Here is an 18677-nt window from a genome sequence, read left to right on the forward strand (position 1 = left end):
GGCGAGGAGCGTATCCCGGTAGTGACTAGTCGGAGCCCGGCGCAGACGTTGTGTGGACTGACCGCAGGCCTCCCGCGTTCTGGACAAGGGGCAGAGTGACGTGGAAGGTGGCTCCGCCATCGGGTGTTTCTGTCACCCAAATGGTGCCGGAGTGCCGGGAGATGATGCTGGAAACAATGGCGAGACCTAAACCAGAACCCCCGGTTTCCCTGGCCCGTGACGTGTCGGCCCGCCAGAAACGTTGGAAGATTTTTTGTCGAATCTGTTCGGGGATTCCTTCACCGTGATCGATGACCCGAATAATGCCTCGCTCGGGGTCGTGGCTTCGGTCGACTTCCACTTCCACGGGTGAGCCTTCTGGGCTAAAGCGCAGGGCATTTTGGAGAAGGTTGGTGATCACTTGGCGCAGTTTGTTTTCGTCTGCCTCAACCTCGGTGTCGGCTTCCACCACTCCGGGAGCAAGTGAGAAGGTGATGTCCCGGTCGGGGGCAATGGCCCCGGCGTCGAGGCTTTGGTCTTTGGCAATTTGGGCGAGGGATACCGGCTGAATGTCGAGGGGTTTAGATTCGTCGAGGCGTGCCAACTCGAGCAGGTCGGTGACTAACCGGGTCATGCGGTCGGCTTCTTTTTCAATTCGCTCCATCGCCTGGGCAACATCTTTTTTGCTGGTGAGGGCCCCCATACGGTAGAGCTCGGCGTAACCGCGAACAGACACCAATGGGGTGCGCAGTTCGTGGGAGGCGTCACCAATGAATCGGCGCATCTGATCGATGGTGTCGGCCCGGTCGGCAAAAGCCCGGTCGATTCGAGAGAGCATGGTGTTCAGCGACCGGGTGAGTCGCCCCACTTCAGTGTTGGGGGTACTACCGCTCAGTCGTTGGGAAAAATCTCCGCCGGCGAAACGCGCGGCGGTTTCTTCGACTTCGCGAAGCGGTCTAAAGGTGGTGCTCACCAGGATGCGGGTGAACGCGGCACTGAGTACCACGACGACAAGGCTGAAGGCGAGAAAGACTGAGGCGAACGATCCGACCACTTGTCGGGATTCTTCCAAATCAATCCCGATGGCTAATGTCGCGGGAAGCGTCCTGCCCGATTCGGCACTGACAATGTTGAGTCGGAAGGTTTTCACCCGCCACGTCGTTTCTTGGTTCCTGCTCTCCAGAGTGAATGGTTCGTTGGCTTCGCTGATGACGGCAAGGCTCAGTCGGGACACATCAGGTCCGTACTCGAAACTGTCGTCATCGAGGTTGCTCGCCAAGACGGTGCCGGTGGCGCTGACGGCGGCGATAAAAAACTCGTTGGACAGACCGTTTGCCCGAGCCCGATCAAAATCGTTGAAATCTAGGGTGTTGAGAATTCCCGGCAGTGCGGTGGCGGCGTCGTCAATTTTGTTGTCGATCTGGGCGGTGAGGTAGCGCTCAATGCTGAGTACTGTGCCCACACCGATGACCATCAGTCCGACGGTCACGACGATGACAGTGACGCCGGTGATTTTGCTGCGCAGCGAAGTGGCGTGCCACCAGTTACTGAGCCGCTCGTACATGACTTGGCAGCCTGTGCGCTGTGCGGCTTACGCCTTGGTTTTCAGCATGTAGCCAAATCCGCGTTTGGTTTGGATCAGGGGCTCCTCGGTGAACGGGTCCAGCTTTCGCCTCAGGTAGGACACGTAACTCTCGACAATGCCGGCATCGCCGTTGAAGTCGTATTCCCACACGTGGTCGAGAATTTGTGCTTTGGAAAGCACGCGGTTGGGGTTCAGCATCAGGTAGCGAAGCAGCTTAAATTCGGTGGGGGAGAGCTCCACAGAGTTCCCTTTGACACTCACTTCGTGAGTGTCTTGGTCCATCTCCAACTCGCCCACACTCAGTGTGGCGTCGTCTTCTTCTTGCTGGGTGCGACGCAGGATGGCGCGAATGCGGGCAACAATTTCGTCGAGACTAAACGGCTTGGTGACGTAGTCGTCCCCACCGACGGTGAGTCCTTGGATTTTGTCTTCGGTGCTGTCTTTCGCGGTGAGGAACAAGATGGGGCAGGTGTACCCACTGGCGCGGAGCCTTTTGGTCACCCCGAAGCCATTGATGTCGGGAAGCATCACGTCGAGCAGAATCAGGTCCGGTTCTTCTTCGAGCACTGCCGAGATGGTTTGCGCCCCGGTAGCCACTGCTCGCACGGCAAAGCCGGCGAAGCGCAGGCTGGTGGTCAGCAGGTCGCGAATATTGGGTTCGTCGTCAACAATGAGAATTTTCGGTCCGTCAGCCATGTCTCTATTGTCTGACAGTTTGCTTGGCGATTTCTGAGTGCTAGTGGTGAGTTGCTAGTGCGCCGGGAAGGTCCTCAGATCGCACAATGTCGTAGGCGTACCCCTGCTCGGTGAGGAAGCGTTGGCGGTTCATCGCATAATCCTGATCGAGGGTGTCGCGAGTGACCACCGAATAAAACACAGCCCGGCGGCCATCGGCCTTGGGCCGGACAATCCGCCCCAAACGCTGCGCCTCTTCTTGTCTGGAACCAAAGGTTCCCGACACCTGAATCGCAATCGATGCTTCTGGCAGGTCGAGTGAAAAGTTCGCCACCTTCGAGACCACAAGAGTGCTGATGTCGCCACGACGGAAACCACCGATCAGTTTCTCCCGCTCCGCCATCGGGGTTTCCCCGGTGACCAGTGGAACACCCAAACGGGTGGCGAGACGCTCCAGTTGGTCCAAATACATCCCCATCACCAAGATGCGCTCATCGGGGTGGGACTCAACAATGGTCTGGACGATGTCGTCTTTATCCAGCGCCGAACTGGCGAAGCGGTAACGCTCCGCATCGGGCAGTGTCGCGTAGTGGATGCGTTGGTCTGGCTCCAACTCCAGGCGCACCTCCACACAGTGTGCGGGGGCGAGAAAGCCTTGACGCTCCAGGTCTTTCCACGCCGCGTCGTAGCGTTTCGGGCCGATCAAACTAAACACGTCACCTTCGCGACCATCCTCGCGAATGAGGGTGGCGGTGAGACCCAGTCGCCTGGTGGCTTGAAGTTCGGCGCTCAGTTGAAACACGGGAGCAGGGAGTAGGTGAACCTCGTCGTAGACGACCAAACCCCAACGCTGTGCACCCAAGAGTCCAATGTGTCGAAATTCGCCCCCACGCTTCGCCGTCACAATCGAATAGGTGGCGATCGTGACCGGCTTCACCTCTTTCGAACTGCCCGAATATTCGCCAATGTCGTCTTCGGTCAGTGACGTCCGGGCCAGAAGCTCATCCCGCCACTGCCTCGCAGCCAGGGTGTTGGTGACCAGAATGAGGGTTGCCTGATCCAGTGTGGCCATCACGCCCGCACCCACTACTGTCTTTCCCGCACCGCACGGCAGGCAGACCACCCCGGAGCCCTGTTGGACAAACCGCTCAACGGCTGCCCTCTGGTAGTCGCGAAGACCCCACGAGTGGGTGTGGAGCTCGATGTCGTGGGGTTGACCTTCGACATAACCGGCTAAGTCGGTCGCCGGCCAACCAATACGCAACAACTCTTGTTTCAGTTTCCCCCTGGAGAGCGGTTCAATCAGAAGCTCACCCTCTGGGGTATGACCGGCGAGAAGGGGGACAATTTTCTTCGACCCCTCAATTTCTCGCAAGATGGAGGGCTCCCCGCCCAAGATGAGTTCACCGTCATCGCTTCGGCGGAGAACCACCTGACCGCAACGGCCCATCGTGTCTCGAATGTCGGCAATGACCGCGTCGGGCACCGGAAAACGCGAATGGGAAGACAGTGTGGTGATGATCTCTTCACCGGTGTGACCGGCGGCTTCCGCATTCCACAGCGTCAGCCGGGTGATGCGGTAGGTGTGCACGTGTTCTGGTGCACGCTCCAAATCGGCAAACACGGCAATGTCGTGCCGGGCTTCTTCAGCACCGGGGTGTGCCAACTCAATGAGCACCGTTTTGTCGCTTTGGACAATCGCTGCGCCAGTCTCAACCACAATCGGCCAGTCTACGACTCGTCGCTGGCAGAGCCCCCATGGTCAATCCAGACAATCTGTTTTACCGGGATCGTGCGCTCCACATCGGAGCGGGTATCTCTTGCGCGCAGGCGGCCATTTTGGACACTGCGGGGCTCTACCTGCAAGGTGGCCACCTCGGTGCCCATATTCACCCCGACGCGCACGGCCAACTTTTCCGCAATACACACGTCAAGGGCTGGCAGGAACCATTGCGCGGGCTGCTCAGCGCGTTGCTGCTGCCACTGGGCCACCAACGCTTCGGTGTCTGGAAGTGACCACGCCCCGCCTTCGGCAGGAAGGCGCAGAACGACGTCGTGGCCTTCACTATCTTGTGGCTGGCCTTCGGCATCGACCACCAGGTGCGGATAGTTTTCGGCCAATAGCACCCGGTGGACATCCTCCACACTGTGGGCGGTGAAGAATTCGTTTTCGCTGGTAGGCGTCAACTTCAGCGACTGAAGTCTGCGGTCAGCCTGGAGAAGGTCGACCAGGAGGCCATCTCGAACCCGAAGCCTCGAGCCACCTTCAACACCATCCACGGTGATTGCTTGTGCTTTCTTCAGGGTGTCGCTGATGACTTGGCCCAGCGCACCAGTGCGACCGCCAGGAAGTGCCCCGTCAATAAAGGTCTCGATGTCGCCGGGACTAATACCGCGTTGAATGGCACCCAAGACGGTGGCTGGGCTGATGATGAAACGTGGGGCAAGGCCCCCGGAAATCCACTGACCAATATCTCGAAGAGTTGCCTCCACCTCAGGATCCAGCACGCCGGCAGCCACCACACTGTCAGGGCCATCCGGGTAGAGCTGGCGGAGCGGTTCCGGCAGCGACTCGTGCATGACCTTGGTGGAGTCGCCCCGTGACGCCAAGACTTCCGCTAATTCGCTCGGTCGACCATCGACCATTACCCCCACGCGGTGGGCGAGCTCACTCCAGTGATTCCACACATCGCTGTCGACTAGGGGGTAGGCCACGAGGGGGTGCGCCCCACCGGTGACACCATCGCCTAGGGCACGGGTAAACCAGGTGGGAGCTTGGCTCCAAAAGGTGTGTACGAGGTGGCTCCAACGCTCCACCAGTGGCCGTCGACACCACTGAAGACCCCGTTGGGTGAGCATCCATTTGTGTCCGCGTTGGCCGAGCAATCCGGTGCGCTGTGCCAACTCACCCAGTTGCGCCCAGGGTCGCTGGCCGAGGGAATCTGAACCGAGGCGAGCCGCCCAGGTGTCGTCATCGGGCAGCGTGGTCGAATCCACTGGCTGGGTAGAAGCCGCCGCAAGCAGCATTTCCACACCTTCCAACGAACTCATGACAGCGGCAACATCAATCGCTGCAGGTCCCTGGTCGGATACCCCAGGGTTCACCGCAGGCGGTGTCGCACCGTCGCGGTGGGTGCGGATGTCCGGCCACAGTGCGGCAATTTCGGGCCGTAAGGCCGTGGTCGAATCCACGGTGTGCACCAACTGCCTGGTGTGGGCCTCCTCGGGAAGACCGCTGGCCTCATCAGGTGCAGAGGAGTCAGCAGGTGGGTCCTGGTCAAAAAGGGCGTCCAGGGCGTCGAGTTCGTCCTCGGTGAGCAGCTGCAACTGGCTGGTGATGGCGTCGGCCGACACCAGCTGGCGGGCAAGCGTTAACGGGTCGGCTTCCGCCTGGGCCACAACCCCCCGTTCGGTGAGGAGCCTGGCGAGGACGTCAGCGGGTGCCCCGGAGAGCTCGTGAAATACCCCCAGGGTCCACTTATTCACGCTCACCTGGTGCCTCGCCGGCTCGACGGCGTCTGGTGCTGACGACCAGGAGAGCAATGATGAGGACGAAACCAAGTGGCAAGCCAAACAGGGGGAGCAGGCTCACAGTCGGCCAAATACCGGAAGAAAAGTCGTCGCTTTCCATCCCGGTCCAGGTGCCAATGATGATGGCGAAAAACGCCAACACGCTGATACCGACAATGCTGGCGACCATGGTGGCGAGGACGCGCTCCCACCGTGACGGTTCGGAAGGGGTCTGCATACTCACCTGTCCAGCCTACCCGTCCATCAGGCGGGGTATCCTGGGGGGACTGGCATCACGGGCTGGACCGTGGGTGAGTTAAGGGAGAACAATATGCCAACAGGCAAGGTGAAGTTTTACGACACCGAAAAAGGCTTCGGCTTCATCCAATCGGATGATGGCGACGAAGTGTTCCTTCCTTCCTCAGCTCTGCCCGATGGTGCGGTGGTCAAGTCGGGAAGCCGTGTGGACTTCGGGGTTGTCGAAGGAAAACGTGGTGCCCAAGCACTCACTGTGCGCGTCCTGGACACCCCACACCTCGCTCGAATGGACCGCAAATCAGCCGATGACATGGCGGTGATCGTTGAAGACCTGGTAAAAATTTTGGACCGGGTAGGCGGCGGCCTTCGAAAAGGCCACTACCCCGATCGGGAATTTGGCCGGAAAGTTGCTGCGATGCTTCGACGGGTGGCCGACGACTTCGATGGCTAAAAAACCTGCCGCCACCAAGAAACCCTCTGTGCCAGACGGCAAGACCCTCACCGAACTGGCACACACTGCCCTGCTCGAAGTCGCACCGCCAGCAGACATTGGCACGCCCCACGGTGTGGAAAGCGCCGACGATGTTTATGCGGTGCGTTTCGATTCGGAAATGTCTGGCTATCCGGGCTGGCAGTGGCTGGTGACCATGAGCGACGGTGATGGTGGCCAGTGGGGTGTGTTAGAAATCCACCTCGTGCCGGGACCAGACGCTCTGGTGTCGCCGGATTGGGTGCCGTGGTCGGAACGGCTTGAGGAATACCAACGCAGTGAGGCCGAACGGATTCAAGCAGAAGCAGACGCCCAGGCTCTCAAAGATGAAGAAGCCGACGACGGTGCTGATGACGATGCTGATGACGACCCGGACCTGGATGACGATCTCGACGATGACGACCTCGACGGGGTCGATATCGACCAACTTGACTTGGATCCCAGCGGGTTAGAAATACCCGATGAACCCAACGACGTCTTCGATCACGTGATCGACGAAGACGATGACGACGTCATCGACAAGGATTAACCAGGCGGAATCATCCGGCTCATCGAGCCGCCCTCGGCCCTCCCAGCCTCAACGAGGCGCACTAAGTACTGACCGGTTCAGGATCCTTCACCGAGTAGGTGGGCGAGCACAAAGTCGATGCTGGACATTAGCCGCTCCACATCATCAGTACTGACTCCCACAAATGTGGCGATGCGGATTTGGTTACGCCCCAACTTCCGATACGGCTCAGTGTCCACGACACCGTTTGCGCGCAAAATCGTGGTCAACACGGTGGCATCAACCCGGGAGTCGACGTCGAGGGTGACAATCACCGGCGAGCGGTGCTCGGGGTTTTCCACAAACGGTGAGAGCAACTCGTGGGATTCGGCCCACGAATACAGCAGGTGGGAGTTGTGGGCGGTGACGTGTGCGCAGGCATCCAACCCACCGAGCTGGTTCATCCACTCGACTTGGGCTTCCATCAACAGCAGGGTGGCCAGCGCGGGAGTGTTCAGTGTCTGGTTCAGTCTCGAATTTTCCACGGCTGCCTGGAGGCTCAAAAAGGGTGGGATGTGCCGGTCGCTTGCAGCGATTTTTTCCACTCGGGCAATCGCTGCCGGTGAGAGCAGAGCAAACCACAGGCCACCGTCACTAGCGAAGTTTTTTTGCGGAGCGAAGTAGTAGACGTCGAAGTCGTGAGGGTCCATCGCGATACCGCCCGCCGCACTGGTGGCATCGACCACCATGAGCGCACCATCGTCGGCACCCTCGACACGCTTAATCGGAGCGCTCGCTCCAGTCGACGTTTCGTTGTGTGGCCAGGCGTAGACGTCCGCACCGGCGACCGGTTCAAAATGTCCCACCGTGCCCGGTTCGGTCTTCACCACGTGGGGGGCATCCAACCAGGGGGCGCTCGCCGAAGTGACGCATTTTGCGCCGAACTCACCAAAGCTCAAATGGGCACTTCGGCGCTCAATGAGGCTCGCCGCTAGGACATCCCAAAAGGCGGTGGAGCCGCCATTTCCCAGCACCACTTCGTAGCCCTCGGGCAGATTAAACAACTCCGCAATGCCAGTGCGCACCCGACCCACGAGATCTTTAACGGGGGCTTGACGGTGTGAGGTTCCCAGAATGTCTTGGTGCTCGATGAGGTGATCAATTTGTTCAGCTCGCACCTTGCTGGGGCCCGCGCCGAAGCGACCATCGAGGGGAAGAATATCGACAGGGATTTGAAGAGAAGTCACCCCACCATTCTAGAGAGCACCGCACTGACCCCCATCGCGCCCTCGGTAAGCTAAGCCTTACCAACCCGGTGAAGGCGTGTAGTTGCTATGACTGATCTTGTCGACACGACAGAAATGTATCTGCGCACCATCGTCGACCTTGAAGAAGAAGGAATCGCGCCCTTTCGGGCGCGCATTGCCGAGCGCATCGGCCACTCCGGTCCGACCGTGTCGCAAACTGTGGGGCGGATGGAACGCGATGGGCTTGTGGTGGTCGAAGCCGATCGGCGCCTCGCCCTCACCGCCGAAGGCCGGGAAAAAGCGTTAGCGGTAGCCAGAAAGCATCGTTTGGCTGAGCGGCTACTCGCCGATGTGATCGGTTTGGATTGGTCGCTGGTTCACGATGAAGCGTGCCGCTGGGAACACGTGATGAGCGAAGACGTCGAAAAGCGACTGGTGACGATGCTGGGCCAACCCACCGAATCGCCCTATGGCAACCCCATTCCGGGGTTAGAAAAGATTGGTGGCAAGCCGGCGAACGATTTCCTCGACGGTGTCACCCGCCTGACCGACTGGGTGACCGACACCCCACAGCAGGGCCTGTTGCGGCGGTTGGGAGAACCGGCCCAGTTCGACACCGACTTGTTGGTGGTGTTGAAAAATGCTGGTCTCCTTCCCGGTGCACGAGTGCGCGGTGTTGAACTGAGCAACGGACACGTCGAATTGACCTCCTTGGAACACGAACGGACGGTGTCGCTGGAGCCAGACATCGCCAAGCACCTTTACGTCGCCTCCTGAGCACAGCTCGGAAGTGGGTGCGACACGGAGCCTTGGCTGACAAGGCGTTCAACCGATACTGACCCCGGGTCGGTACACTGGCAGCTATCCGGGTCATCGTGACGGGGAGGGGTGATGACGTGGCATCGCATCCGTTGAGTCCAGTCTGTGACTCCCGCACGCACTTTCGGATACAGGTCGGACAGCGGCCGCGCGCGATAGCGTGTCAGGCTTCATACCTCGGTGGACATCGTCTTTTGACGGTGTCCTTTTTTGTTTCCCCACCACTGTCTTCGGGGTGGGCCTGATGACGATGCTCGCGTCCCCCACTCAGACGGCGGCCACCAAAGAGCCGGCACTTCGCACTCTGGTACTAAACGCAGGATTTGAGCCGCTCTCGGTGGTGTCCTTCCGCCGGGCGATGGTGTTAGTCATGAATGCCCGCGCAACCGTGTTGGAAAAGGACCCGCACCATCCGGTGCGGACCATCATGGGCGAATTTGATCGCCCCACCGTCATTGTTCTCAACCGCTATGTGCGACTCCCCCACGGTCGAAGTGTTCCCGTCTCCAGGCGGGGAGTACTACGCCGTGACAATCACCGCTGTGCGTACTGCCAACAGTCGGCCAGCACCATCGACCACGTCATTCCGCGCTCGCGTGGTGGTGGCGACACCTGGGAAAACCTGGTCGCCTGTTGCCTGAAATGCAACAACATCAAAGGCGATCGCACCCCGGCCGAAATGGGGTGGTCACTGCGCCAACCCCCGAAGGCGCCCTACGGTATAGCCTGGTTGGTGCGCGGCATTGAGCGGCCACAACCCCACTGGGAAGAATATTTAGCTCAAGCAGCCTAAGCGCCGGGCTCCAGCGCATCGGCGATGGTCTGGAGCGCCACCGCGCACCCGTCTTCTGTCGCCATCTCCTTCGACACGGCGGTGACCTGCGGTGTCTTATCGAGGGCATCGGAAATGGATGCCCGCAGTGTGGCCACACTGCGGGTGTTCTTATTGATGGCAGCTGGACCCAACCTGGCTTTGTGTAACCGGGTGGCCCACCAAGGTTGGTCGCCCAAAAAGGGCATCACCACACTGGGTATCCCAGCGCGAAGCATCGCGTGAGTGGTGCCCGCACCGCCGTGGTGAATAGCGACATCCACTTCGGGTAAACACTCGGCGTGGGGAACACTTTCTCGCACCAGCACATCTTCTGAGGCGGCTAACTCGGCCGAAGGCTTCAGCCCACCCCACCCGGTGACCAATAGAACCCGCAGACCCCATTCACGAGCAGCGGCCACGATGACCTCGGCCCGCCTGGCCGGGTTGCCCGCTTTCATCGAACCAAAGCCTGCATAGAGCACGGACCCGGCGCGTAGAAAATCCTCCAGCTCGGCATCGAGAGTTTCGCCGGTGCCTGGCGACTCGTGCCATGCCCCGGTGATTACCGCTGACTCTGGCCAATCGGCAGGAGGCGGGACAATGCTCGGGCTAATGGCACACAGTGTGAGGTCAGCCTCATGCGAGTCCACCCCCAGCCTGGTGGCCAAAGCCCGGGCTGGGTCGCCAAACGCTGAGAGCCCTGCCTGCACGAGTCGAAAACTGGCTCGGTTCAAGCTCTTTGGCATATCCCACGGGATTCCTGCAACCGGAAATTCGCTTGTGGGGGTCAACATGGGAGCAAGCTCAGCAATCACCGCCAGTGCGCCCACTTCGTGGGCGACAACTGGCGCAGTCACCACCTTCGGGTGGTAGACCACCACGTCGGGGCAAAGGCTGCGGATGTGGTCACTACTGGTCGCATAAATGGCTTCCAGTGCTGGCTTCCATACCGAGCGATACTGCGCGAGTGCTCGCCACACGTTCACCCCTTGGTCGGCAATAAGGGCGCTGATTGATCCGGGGAGAGTCCAGCGGGTGTAGTGGGCATTGGGTTGGTCGGGTAAATCGGTGGTGTGGGCAAAGACCACGTCGTGGCCTGCTGATGCCGCGTAGTTGGCCAGCGCATGGAAGGGCTCGTTATCGCCCCTCGAGCCGAAGGCCACAAAGTACATCCGCATCCTGCAACGCTAGCGTGACGTCTTCCCCCGTTACACTGGTGAACGCCCGCCTCTGTAGCTCAATGGAAGAGCAGTTCCGTCCTAAGGAAAGGGTTGGGGGTTCGAGTCCCTCCAGGGGCACTTCCCGGGCGCTTTCGCCCCACGGCGTGGGATACGAGGCCATTTGGCCCTCGGACAATAGTGTGTGGGCGTGTGGCGCGCTGACTCTTTTGATGAAGCCCAGGGGTCTGAGGACCTCTGGAATCAAGCCCTCCCTCCCACCAGCCAATTCGCGTCACAAATTTCTGTGGGAGAACCCGACGTGGTTCCGGTGAACCAGGCGGCGTCCGCCTGGAATGACTGGCGAATTGAAATTGCGGCGCTGGGTGGCGTGAGCCCACTGATTCACTTTGATCAGGACGCCGCACACCACATCGATTTGGGCCACAGCCACCCTGGTGGTTTGGCACGTTTTATTGCCGGTTCACCCACACTGCTGGGAACGTTGATTCGAGATGACGTGCAGCGCCGGCGGGCCCACCAGGCGGCAACCAAGCTTTTCACCCACCACACTGAACTGCTCCACTCCAGGGGAATTGACTCCATCCAGTTGGGTATTGGCCTTGTGCAGTGGCGACACGACGGTGAGACCTACCGCGGGCCATTACTGCTTCGCCCGGTCACTCTTCGCCGCCGAGGCTCTGATATCGAATTCACCCTGCAACGAACTGGGGTGCGGTTAAACCCTGCGCTGCAGCGTGAGTTTGCCAAACATTTGGAACTTCAGCTGGACGCCGAAGCGTTTGTGCGCCTCACCGAAGATGAGGGAGCGTTTCGACCTAACTTCGCTCTCGATCGTCTGAGGGACCTCACCGCCCACCGTGACGATGTGAGTGTTAAAGCCCAACTCGTCGTCGGGTCCTTTGCCGAAGTAGCTGCGCCACTGCTGAGTGACGCCAGTCAGTTGTCGCACCCCTTGCTGGATGCCATTGGCGGTAATCCCGCCGCACAAGAAGAAGTGCGACAGTCCAGAGCTCCCGTGGAAGTGCCTGATGCCGATCGGCGGAGCCCCGACGTGGACCGCCTGATCGTCGATGCGGACACCGAGCAGGACCTCATCGTCACCCACATTTTGGCCGGCAACTCGATGACGGTGCGCACACTGCCGGGCACCGGAAGCACCCAAACGCTGGTGAACGCGTTGGGTGCTTTGGTCGCACACAATAAACGCGTCTTGGTGGTCAGCCCCAGGCGGGCAACCCTCGGGGCGATTGGCGACCGTTTGGCGCGTACAGCACTGCCCGGCATGGCAGCACGAGTCACGAATGTCTCTCGTGATCTGATTCGCTCCATTGGCCGGAATGAAAAAGCCACACACATTGACTCTCGTGATGTCGATGGGGCACTGCAACGCGTTCGAGAAGTCATCATTCGCTACCGGGGCGCTCTTTCCCACGACGACCCCCAACTGGGTGTCAGCGTGTTGGAAGCCATCCACTGGCTGTCTCGTTTGAGCCTCCAGGACAACCCACCACAGAGCCAGGCACGCCTGTCCACCGAAGCCCTCACCCGTTTAGCAACTGGCCGCGATGACGCGGCCCAGTTGTTGCGTGAAGCAGCGGAGCTTGGCCAATTCCGATTCGGCCCAGATGATTCGCCCTGGTACGGGGTGGAATTTTCTGACCACGAGCACGCGCTTCGCTCACAACAACTGGCCAAGCGCTTAGCCGATGAGGTGTTGCCCAGGCTAAAGACCATGGCTCACCAGGTGTTAGAACACACTGCGCTTCCCACACCGAAAGATTTCAGCCAACTCGCTCTCTTCGTGCACCTGTTGGTGGACATTCGAGAAAGCTTGGACCGTTTCCAACCGGGAGTGTTTGATCGACCGCTGACTGACCTCATTGCCGCAACGGGCAGTACTGAGCAGGCTAGCCAACTCGCCCGAATTCAACGCCGCCGGCTGAAAGCGCTCGCCAAAGAGTATGTCCGCCCCGGAATGCACGTCGGCGACCTACACGGCTCGTTGGTCAAGATCAACGAGCAGCGCCACACCTGGCAACGCTTCGTTGAAAGTGGCCACCCACCTAGTGTCCCCCCGGGTCTCGCAGATTTGCAGCCGCTCCTTCAGGAAGCAGAGCAAGATATCCGCACCCTGTCCGAGACTCTGGGTCGTGAACCCGAGCGGTCGCTGACCCGTTCATCGGTCGATGAGCTCATCGAGTTGATGGGGTCGCTGGGTGAAGAATCGGATGTTCTTCGCACCCTCGAAGACCGAGCACAAGTCACGTCCACCCTGCAGGAGTGGGACCTGGGTCCCCTGGTCGATGATCTGGCCAATCGACACGTCGCCGTAGGCGATGTGGAAAACGAATTAGAGCTCGCCTGGTGGCGAGGCGCACTCGAGCACATCTTGAGCCACAACCAGGACCTGTTGGGCCAAGATGCCACTTTGTTGCACCGCCTGGAATCGGATTACCGCCTAGTGGATGAAGCACATGCGTCATCCAACGCGAAGCGTTTGGCCTGGCAGTTAGCAGAGCGTTGGTCGGTGGGTTTGATGGACTGGCCAGAAGAATCGGCTTGGTTGAAATCGGCCCTGAAGTCCGGTGGTGTCACCCCCACAGATCTTCATGAAAAAGCACCCCACCTTTCTCGTGCGCTGGCTCCGGTGTGGTTGGCAAGCCCCTACGACGTGTGGAAGTTACCGGCTAGCCAAAGCTTCGACGTGGTGGTCGTCGCCGACGCTGGTGCCGTCACCCTCGCCGAAGTGGCTCCCGCTATTCGCCGGGGTCGACAGGTGGTTGCCATGGGTGATCCGGTCATTCAGCGCCCCGAAGAGTTCGATGTCGGGTTGTGGTCTGAGGCCGAAGAGTCAACCAGTGACCCTGAAGCCCAACACCCCCACTCTGCTTTGGGTGTCTTGTCGGAGATCCTTCCCGGTCACGAATTGACCAGAAGTTATCGGGTGACCGGAGAAGACCTGGCCGACCTGGTCGATCGAAACCTGTATTCGGGACACATTGCGTCACTGCCGTGGGCGGGATCGTTCCTTGGTCACCGCAGTGTTGAGCTAGACATTGTGGAGGACGGTTTTGGTCTGCCTGACCCCATCACCGGTGTGATTGAAAGTGTCGATGCGGAAGTGCGGGCTGTTGTTGACCAGGTCATCCACCACGCCCGAAGCCAGCCCACACAGTCGTTGATGGTGGTGACCGCCAGTAATCGACACGCACAGCGCGTCTATGAGGGTGTTGCTCGAGCTGTCGGGGAACACCCCGACCTGTCCGAGTTTTTTACCGCCGATGGTCCGGAACCGTTCGTGTCGGTCACGCTTCGACAAGCTCACGCCATGAGTCGCGATCGAGTGATTTTCTCCCTCGGCTTCGGTCGCACACCACACGGCCGGGTGCTGAGCGACTTGGGCATGCTCTCTGAGCCGGGCGGCGAAAGACTGCTGGCGTTGGGTCTCACCAGAGCGCGGCGGCACCTTCGGGTCGTCAGCTGTTTGCGTCCCGACGATTTGAGTGACCCCCGTTTGCAGCCCTCCGTTCGCGCTGTCGGTAAAGTCCTCGGAGAAATCTTGAACCCTCCCGCGCTTCCCGAAGTCGCCCACGAGTCTGATCCGATGTTGGTGGACTTGGCGGAGCGAGTGAAAAAGCTTGGCCTAACGGTGTCGCTCGACCACCACGGCGTCATTCCGTTAGCCGCGCACGCCCACGGCGTGTGTATCGCCGTAGACACCGATCGGCAGTTGTTGGGAATGTCGATTCGTGAGGGACTTCGTCTGCGCCCGCAAGCGCTTAGTCGACTGGGTTGGCACTATGTCCGAGTGCACTCTTTCGAGCTCTTTTCTGACCCCGATGGTGTGGCCAGAAAGATTGCCGCCGTGGCGGGAGTGGCCGCCGCGCAGGAGGCGACCACTCCGGAAGCAGATCACAGTGAGGGCTTGGGCAGTGAGCGAGCAGACACCCACGCCTCCTCCTAAAAAGGACACCAGGAAGACTCGTCGCAGGGCGACCAGACCCGACCCACCCGGTGTTGATCCACACCCTGCTGATCACGATGATGAGCAGTCACGCGGCCCGTCGACAGAAAACGATCAGCGGCTTCGAGAAGATAAACCGCCGCACTACTGATCAGCCGGTCTGATGATTCAGGCGAATGGTTCAGGAGCGTGGTTCAGGCCGTTGAGCCGAACCAATTTCTTCGCGGGACTGGTTGGCGGGTGTGCAGAATCGCCACCCACCGACCACCGACCACCGACGACCGAGCGCTGGACGCGGCTTAGGACTTCTTTGAGGACGAGGCCTTCTTGTCGGATTTCTTCTTGGAACCCTTTGATTTCTTGGAATCCGAGGAAGAGGAGGAAGACGAAGACGCCTTCTTGGCTTCAGCCCTCGAATCGTTTCGATAAAAGCCGGAACCTTGGAAGGTGACTCCCACGGCACTGAAGAGTTTCCGAAGTGCACCCTCACATTCGGGGCAGGTCGTCAACGATTCATCGGTGAAATCCTGCTGGATATCGAATTCGATACCGCAGTCTCTACAGCGGTAAGAGTAGGTGGGCACAGCACAATCCTCGTTGCTTATGGCCTGGAATTAACCAAACCGGATGATTTGAGTGGGTGTTACCGCCCCGTCCACACCCTGATCGTGGGGTTCGATGGGGACGTTGTCGATTACTTCATGATCATAAACCACGGCGAACACGGGTGGCCTGTGTGCCATGGAGCCCAGCATGCGGTCAAAGTAGCCTCGACCCCAGCCCATCCGACCGCCCTTAGCGTCCACTAGGGACGCGGGAATGAACATGACGTCGACTCCGTCGACCGCCATCGGTCCCAACAACTCTGAGGTGGGAATGGGCATTCCCAAGACGTCGAGGCTTTCGCCTTCGCGGTCACACAGTGCCCAATCCATTAACCCGTCTTCACGGCTGACCGGCACCAACACGTCAATGCCGTCAGCCATTACCTGGTCAATGAAACCTCTCGTGGTGGGTTCATCCGCGCCGGAGAGGTAGCAGGCAATGCGTTTGGCGCCATATTCCGTGGCGAGGGCGTAAAGGTTCTTGCCAAGACCGGCTTCTGCGGCCGCTTTTTCGTCAGATGTCATGATCCTCCGGCGCTCTCTGGCTTCCGCCCGGAGGGCGGGTTTGTCGCCTGGTGCGCTGGCGGGGCTGGCTTCGGCCATGCGCTTAGTCTAAGTCGCCTACTAGTGTGTCCCTATGCCGATTCTGAAAGCGGTCATCCCTGCAGCGGGTTTGGGTACGAGATTTTTGCCCGCCACAAAAGCGATGCCTAAAGAGATGTTGCCCGTCGTGGACAAACCTGCGATCCAATACGTGGTGGAAGAGGCGGTGTCTGCCGGACTCACCGACGTGTTGATGATTACCGGGCGCAATAAGAACGCTTTGGAAAACCACTTTGACCGCAACACAGAGCTGGAAGCGGTTTTGGAGCGAAAAGGTGACGATCGTCGTCTTCGCGAAGTCCACCAATCCACTCATTTAGCCAACATTCACTATGTGCGACAGCGCGACCCAATGGGTCTCGGTCACGCGGTGGCTCGCGCCCAAATGCACGTGGGCAGACACCCTTTTGCGGTACTGCTGGGTGATGACCTCATTGATGAGCGCGATGACCTGTTAAAACGCATGATTGAGGTTTTTGATTCGAAGCCCGCCTGCATCATCGCGTTGCAGGAAGTCGACCCTCAACAGGTGAACCTTTACGGAATTGCCACAGTGGAGGCCACCGACGAAGACGACGTGGTGCGTGTGCGCGAACTGGTAGAGAAGCCGAAACCGGCCGATGCACCGTCAAACTTGGCCATCATCGGTCGCTACATCCTTCAGCCGGACATTTTTGATGCGCTCGAGACCACCGCACCCGGTTCGGGCGGTGAAATCCAGCTCACTGACGCACTCAATACTGTGGCCCACTCGGGCGCGGGTGGTGGCGTGTTGGGTGTGATTTTCCGCGGTCGCCGCTACGACACCGGTGATCGGTTGGACTATTTGAAAGCCATCGTGCAGGTTGCCAGTAGCCGTGAAGACTTAGGCCCCGATTTTCGGCGTTGGTTGGCAGATTTTGCCCGAGGTGTAGAGGGCTAGTAATCCGGTGACAAATCTGATTCCCACCCTCACTCACCCACTGGTTACCCTGAGGGGTGTCCGCTTACGCGATTCGCGGGTGATGGACACACTGCTGTCGAAGAACCGTTCCTGGTTGCAACCCTGGGAGGCAACCCACCCCATTATTCCCGCGATAGCACTGGATCAGCGCGGCGCTATTCGAAGCCTTCTTCAGCAAGCGAGGAAAGGCTACGGCTTACCGTTCGTTTTGGAAGTTGATGGGCAGATGGTGGGCCAACTAAACGTCTCCCAAATCACCTACGGGTCGCTGTCCTCTGCGGGCCTTGGGTATTGGATTGTCGAATCTCAGGCCGGGAAAGGCATTACCCCGGTGGCGGTTGCCATGGCCACCGATTACCTGTTTTTTGAAAAAGGTCTCCACCGGATGGAGATCTGTATCCGACCAGAAAATGTTGCTTCTCTGCGGGTTGTCGAAAAGTTGGGTTTTCGGTTTGAGGGCTTTCGTCGCCGCTACATCCACATCGATCGGCAATGGCGCGACCATCTGTGTTACGCGCTGACAGTGGAAGAAGTTCCCCGTGGGGTGTTGGAGCGTTTTGAACAGGGGCAAGTACCTACCGGAGTGTCAGAAATCCCCGAATACGTGCGCATCCAGATGCAAAACCCGCTTCATCTTCCACCCCGGTAAACACGCCCATAACCCGGGGATACCGGCGAAGAGGCCCCCTCACTCCTACCCTAAAAGCCGTGGAGACACCGTTTTCAGGCACAGCGCTACTCCTGCTCATCGCAGGAGTGTTATGGCTTGTGTACCTGGTCCCCATCTATCTGCGCAGAAGCGAATATCTGGCCACCGAACGCAATGCCGCCAGGCTTGGCCAAACTCTGCGTGTACTCGCCGAGACGGCCGAAACTACCGAAGAGCTCAAGACGGAGCTGACCGCCAGAGATGTTGCCCGTCAGCAGCGAGAAGCGGAGCGCAAGCTTCGCGAAGTGTCCTACAGCAAGGACGAGCTTCGCGCCCGCCGCCGGCGTATCCTTCGCTCCACTACCACGCTGTTCACCACTATTGGTCTTGTGGGGCTCATTTCCTCCATCACCCTGCAGGCTGCAATGTGGGTCACCCTCGCACTCGGGGCAAAGACACTTGTGGGGCTGATGGTCTTAAATGCCATCGCCAAGGCGGCGAAAAAGGCGAGAGCCAAAGCGGCCCCGCAGCGTCCCCAGAGCACTCCGGTTCAGTCGCGCATGGCGACGAGGACGGCCGGCTCCTGGAGCCCGCCACCACTGCCCGAACCCCTCTCGACGCGCCACACGATTGCCCGTGAGGAGGCTCCGCTTCCCAACCGTGAGGAGCTCCTTCGCCAAGCCCGCGCGGCAGCGCGGGATGCCCGGCCCGAACAGGCTGCTGCTGAAGCGGAGCGGTTGGCCCCGGTGTCACAGTTTGACCAGATGGGCCGTATTGAACGCTCCACCACTTCCGGCAACGTGGATTTGGATGAAGTTCTTCGCCGGCGTCGCGCCGTCTAAAAACAGCGTTTACCGGCGGACGCCCA

17 protein-coding genes and 1 tRNA gene are annotated in these 18677 nt (G+C 59.6%); 9 read left to right on the forward strand and 9 right to left on the reverse strand.

Annotated features, from left to right (window positions below; genetic code table 11):
* Positions 1-25: 25 nt before the first annotated feature.
* The 5 genes from C3B54_RS02155 to C3B54_RS02175 are packed head-to-tail and all read right to left on the reverse strand — an operon-like array spanning position 26 to position 5993.
* Entirely contained in the window at positions 26-1543 is a 1518-nt protein-coding gene (locus tag C3B54_RS02155) for a sensor histidine kinase (protein WP_104913041.1), read from the reverse strand.
* Positions 1544-1570: 27 nt separating this feature from the next.
* Positions 1571-2260: a response regulator transcription factor gene (locus C3B54_RS02160; protein ID WP_104913042.1), complete on the reverse strand. Its 690-nt coding sequence runs from the start codon at positions 2258-2260 to the stop codon at positions 1571-1573.
* 40 nt (positions 2261-2300) lie between these two features.
* Positions 2301-3959, reverse strand: coding sequence for a DNA repair helicase XPB (locus C3B54_RS02165; RefSeq protein WP_245867974.1), 1659 nt, complete (start codon positions 3957-3959; stop codon positions 2301-2303).
* An 11-nt stretch (positions 3960-3970) separates the two neighbouring features.
* Complete coding sequence (locus C3B54_RS02170) at positions 3971-5725, reverse strand: hypothetical protein (protein ID WP_104913043.1); 1755 nt, start codon at positions 5723-5725, stop codon at positions 3971-3973.
* Positions 5718-5993: a multidrug ABC transporter ATPase gene (locus tag C3B54_RS02175; protein ID WP_425440308.1), complete on the reverse strand. Its 276-nt coding sequence runs from the start codon at positions 5991-5993 to the stop codon at positions 5718-5720. The genes C3B54_RS02170 and C3B54_RS02175 overlap by 8 nt, the downstream gene beginning before the upstream one ends.
* A gap of 87 nt (positions 5994-6080) precedes the next feature.
* Here C3B54_RS02175 and C3B54_RS02180 point away from each other — a divergent pair, with 87 nt between their 5' ends.
* Complete coding sequence (locus tag C3B54_RS02180) at positions 6081-6458, forward strand: cold-shock protein (protein WP_104913045.1); 378 nt, start codon at positions 6081-6083, stop codon at positions 6456-6458.
* The gene (locus C3B54_RS02185) at positions 6451-7026 is read left to right on the forward strand and encodes a DUF3027 domain-containing protein (protein WP_104913046.1); all 576 of its coding nucleotides are present in this window, start codon (positions 6451-6453) and stop codon (positions 7024-7026) included. The genes C3B54_RS02180 and C3B54_RS02185 overlap by 8 nt, the downstream gene beginning before the upstream one ends.
* Positions 7027-7103: 77 nt before the next feature.
* On the opposite strand, the gene serC is transcribed toward C3B54_RS02185, so the two are convergent.
* On the reverse strand, positions 7104-8231 hold the full coding sequence (gene serC, locus C3B54_RS02190) for a phosphoserine transaminase (protein ID WP_104913047.1): 1128 nt from the start codon (positions 8229-8231) through the stop codon (positions 7104-7106).
* An 87-nt stretch (positions 8232-8318) separates the two neighbouring features.
* On the opposite strand from serC, the gene C3B54_RS02195 reads away from it, so the two are divergent.
* Positions 8319-9008 (forward strand): metal-dependent transcriptional regulator, encoded by a 690-nt coding sequence (locus C3B54_RS02195; RefSeq protein ID WP_104913048.1) that lies wholly within the window; start codon positions 8319-8321, stop codon positions 9006-9008.
* Between the two features lie 286 nt (positions 9009-9294).
* Positions 9295-9843: an HNH endonuclease gene (locus tag C3B54_RS02200; RefSeq protein WP_245867975.1), complete on the forward strand. Its 549-nt coding sequence runs from the start codon at positions 9295-9297 to the stop codon at positions 9841-9843.
* Here C3B54_RS02200 and C3B54_RS02205 read toward each other — a convergent pair.
* Complete coding sequence (locus tag C3B54_RS02205) at positions 9840-11042, reverse strand: glycosyltransferase (protein ID WP_104913049.1); 1203 nt, start codon at positions 11040-11042, stop codon at positions 9840-9842. The two genes, C3B54_RS02200 and C3B54_RS02205, sit on opposite strands and share 4 nt — an antisense overlap.
* A 48-nt stretch (positions 11043-11090) precedes the next feature.
* On the opposite strand from C3B54_RS02205, the gene C3B54_RS02210 reads away from it, so the two are divergent.
* Together C3B54_RS02210 and C3B54_RS02215 are read left to right on the forward strand one after the other, a co-directional pair.
* Positions 11091-11162 (forward strand) — tRNA-Arg (locus C3B54_RS02210).
* A gap of 70 nt (positions 11163-11232) precedes the next feature.
* On the forward strand, positions 11233-15009 hold the full coding sequence (locus C3B54_RS02215) for a DUF4011 domain-containing protein (RefSeq protein WP_104913050.1): 3777 nt from the start codon (positions 11233-11235) through the stop codon (positions 15007-15009).
* Between the two features lie 299 nt (positions 15010-15308).
* On the opposite strand, the gene C3B54_RS02220 is transcribed toward C3B54_RS02215, so the two are convergent.
* Complete coding sequence (locus C3B54_RS02220) at positions 15309-15593, reverse strand: FmdB family zinc ribbon protein (protein WP_104913051.1); 285 nt, start codon at positions 15591-15593, stop codon at positions 15309-15311.
* A gap of 30 nt (positions 15594-15623) precedes the next feature.
* Positions 15624-16217, reverse strand: a complete 594-nt coding sequence (locus C3B54_RS02225) for a 5-formyltetrahydrofolate cyclo-ligase (RefSeq protein WP_104913052.1) — start codon at positions 16215-16217, stop codon at positions 15624-15626.
* Positions 16218-16251: 34 nt separating this feature from the next.
* Here C3B54_RS02225 and galU point away from each other — a divergent pair, with 34 nt between their 5' ends.
* Genes galU through C3B54_RS02240 form a run of 3 tightly spaced genes read left to right on the forward strand, consistent with a single transcriptional unit; the run spans position 16252 to position 18651 of the window.
* Positions 16252-17139, forward strand: coding sequence for a UTP--glucose-1-phosphate uridylyltransferase GalU (gene galU, locus C3B54_RS02230; RefSeq protein ID WP_104913053.1), 888 nt, complete (start codon positions 16252-16254; stop codon positions 17137-17139).
* A 7-nt stretch (positions 17140-17146) separates the two neighbouring features.
* A complete protein-coding gene (locus tag C3B54_RS02235; protein WP_104913054.1) occupies positions 17147-17809 on the forward strand; it encodes a GNAT family N-acetyltransferase in 663 nt (220 codons plus the stop codon).
* Positions 17810-17868: 59 nt separating this feature from the next.
* Positions 17869-18651: a hypothetical protein gene (locus C3B54_RS02240; RefSeq protein WP_104913055.1), complete on the forward strand. Its 783-nt coding sequence runs from the start codon at positions 17869-17871 to the stop codon at positions 18649-18651.
* Positions 18652-18677: the final 26 nt, after the last annotated feature.

The sequence above is a fragment of the Pontimonas salivibrio genome, from assembly GCF_002950575.1.
Classification (GTDB): Bacteria; Actinomycetota; Actinomycetes; order Actinomycetales; family Microbacteriaceae; genus Pontimonas; species Pontimonas salivibrio.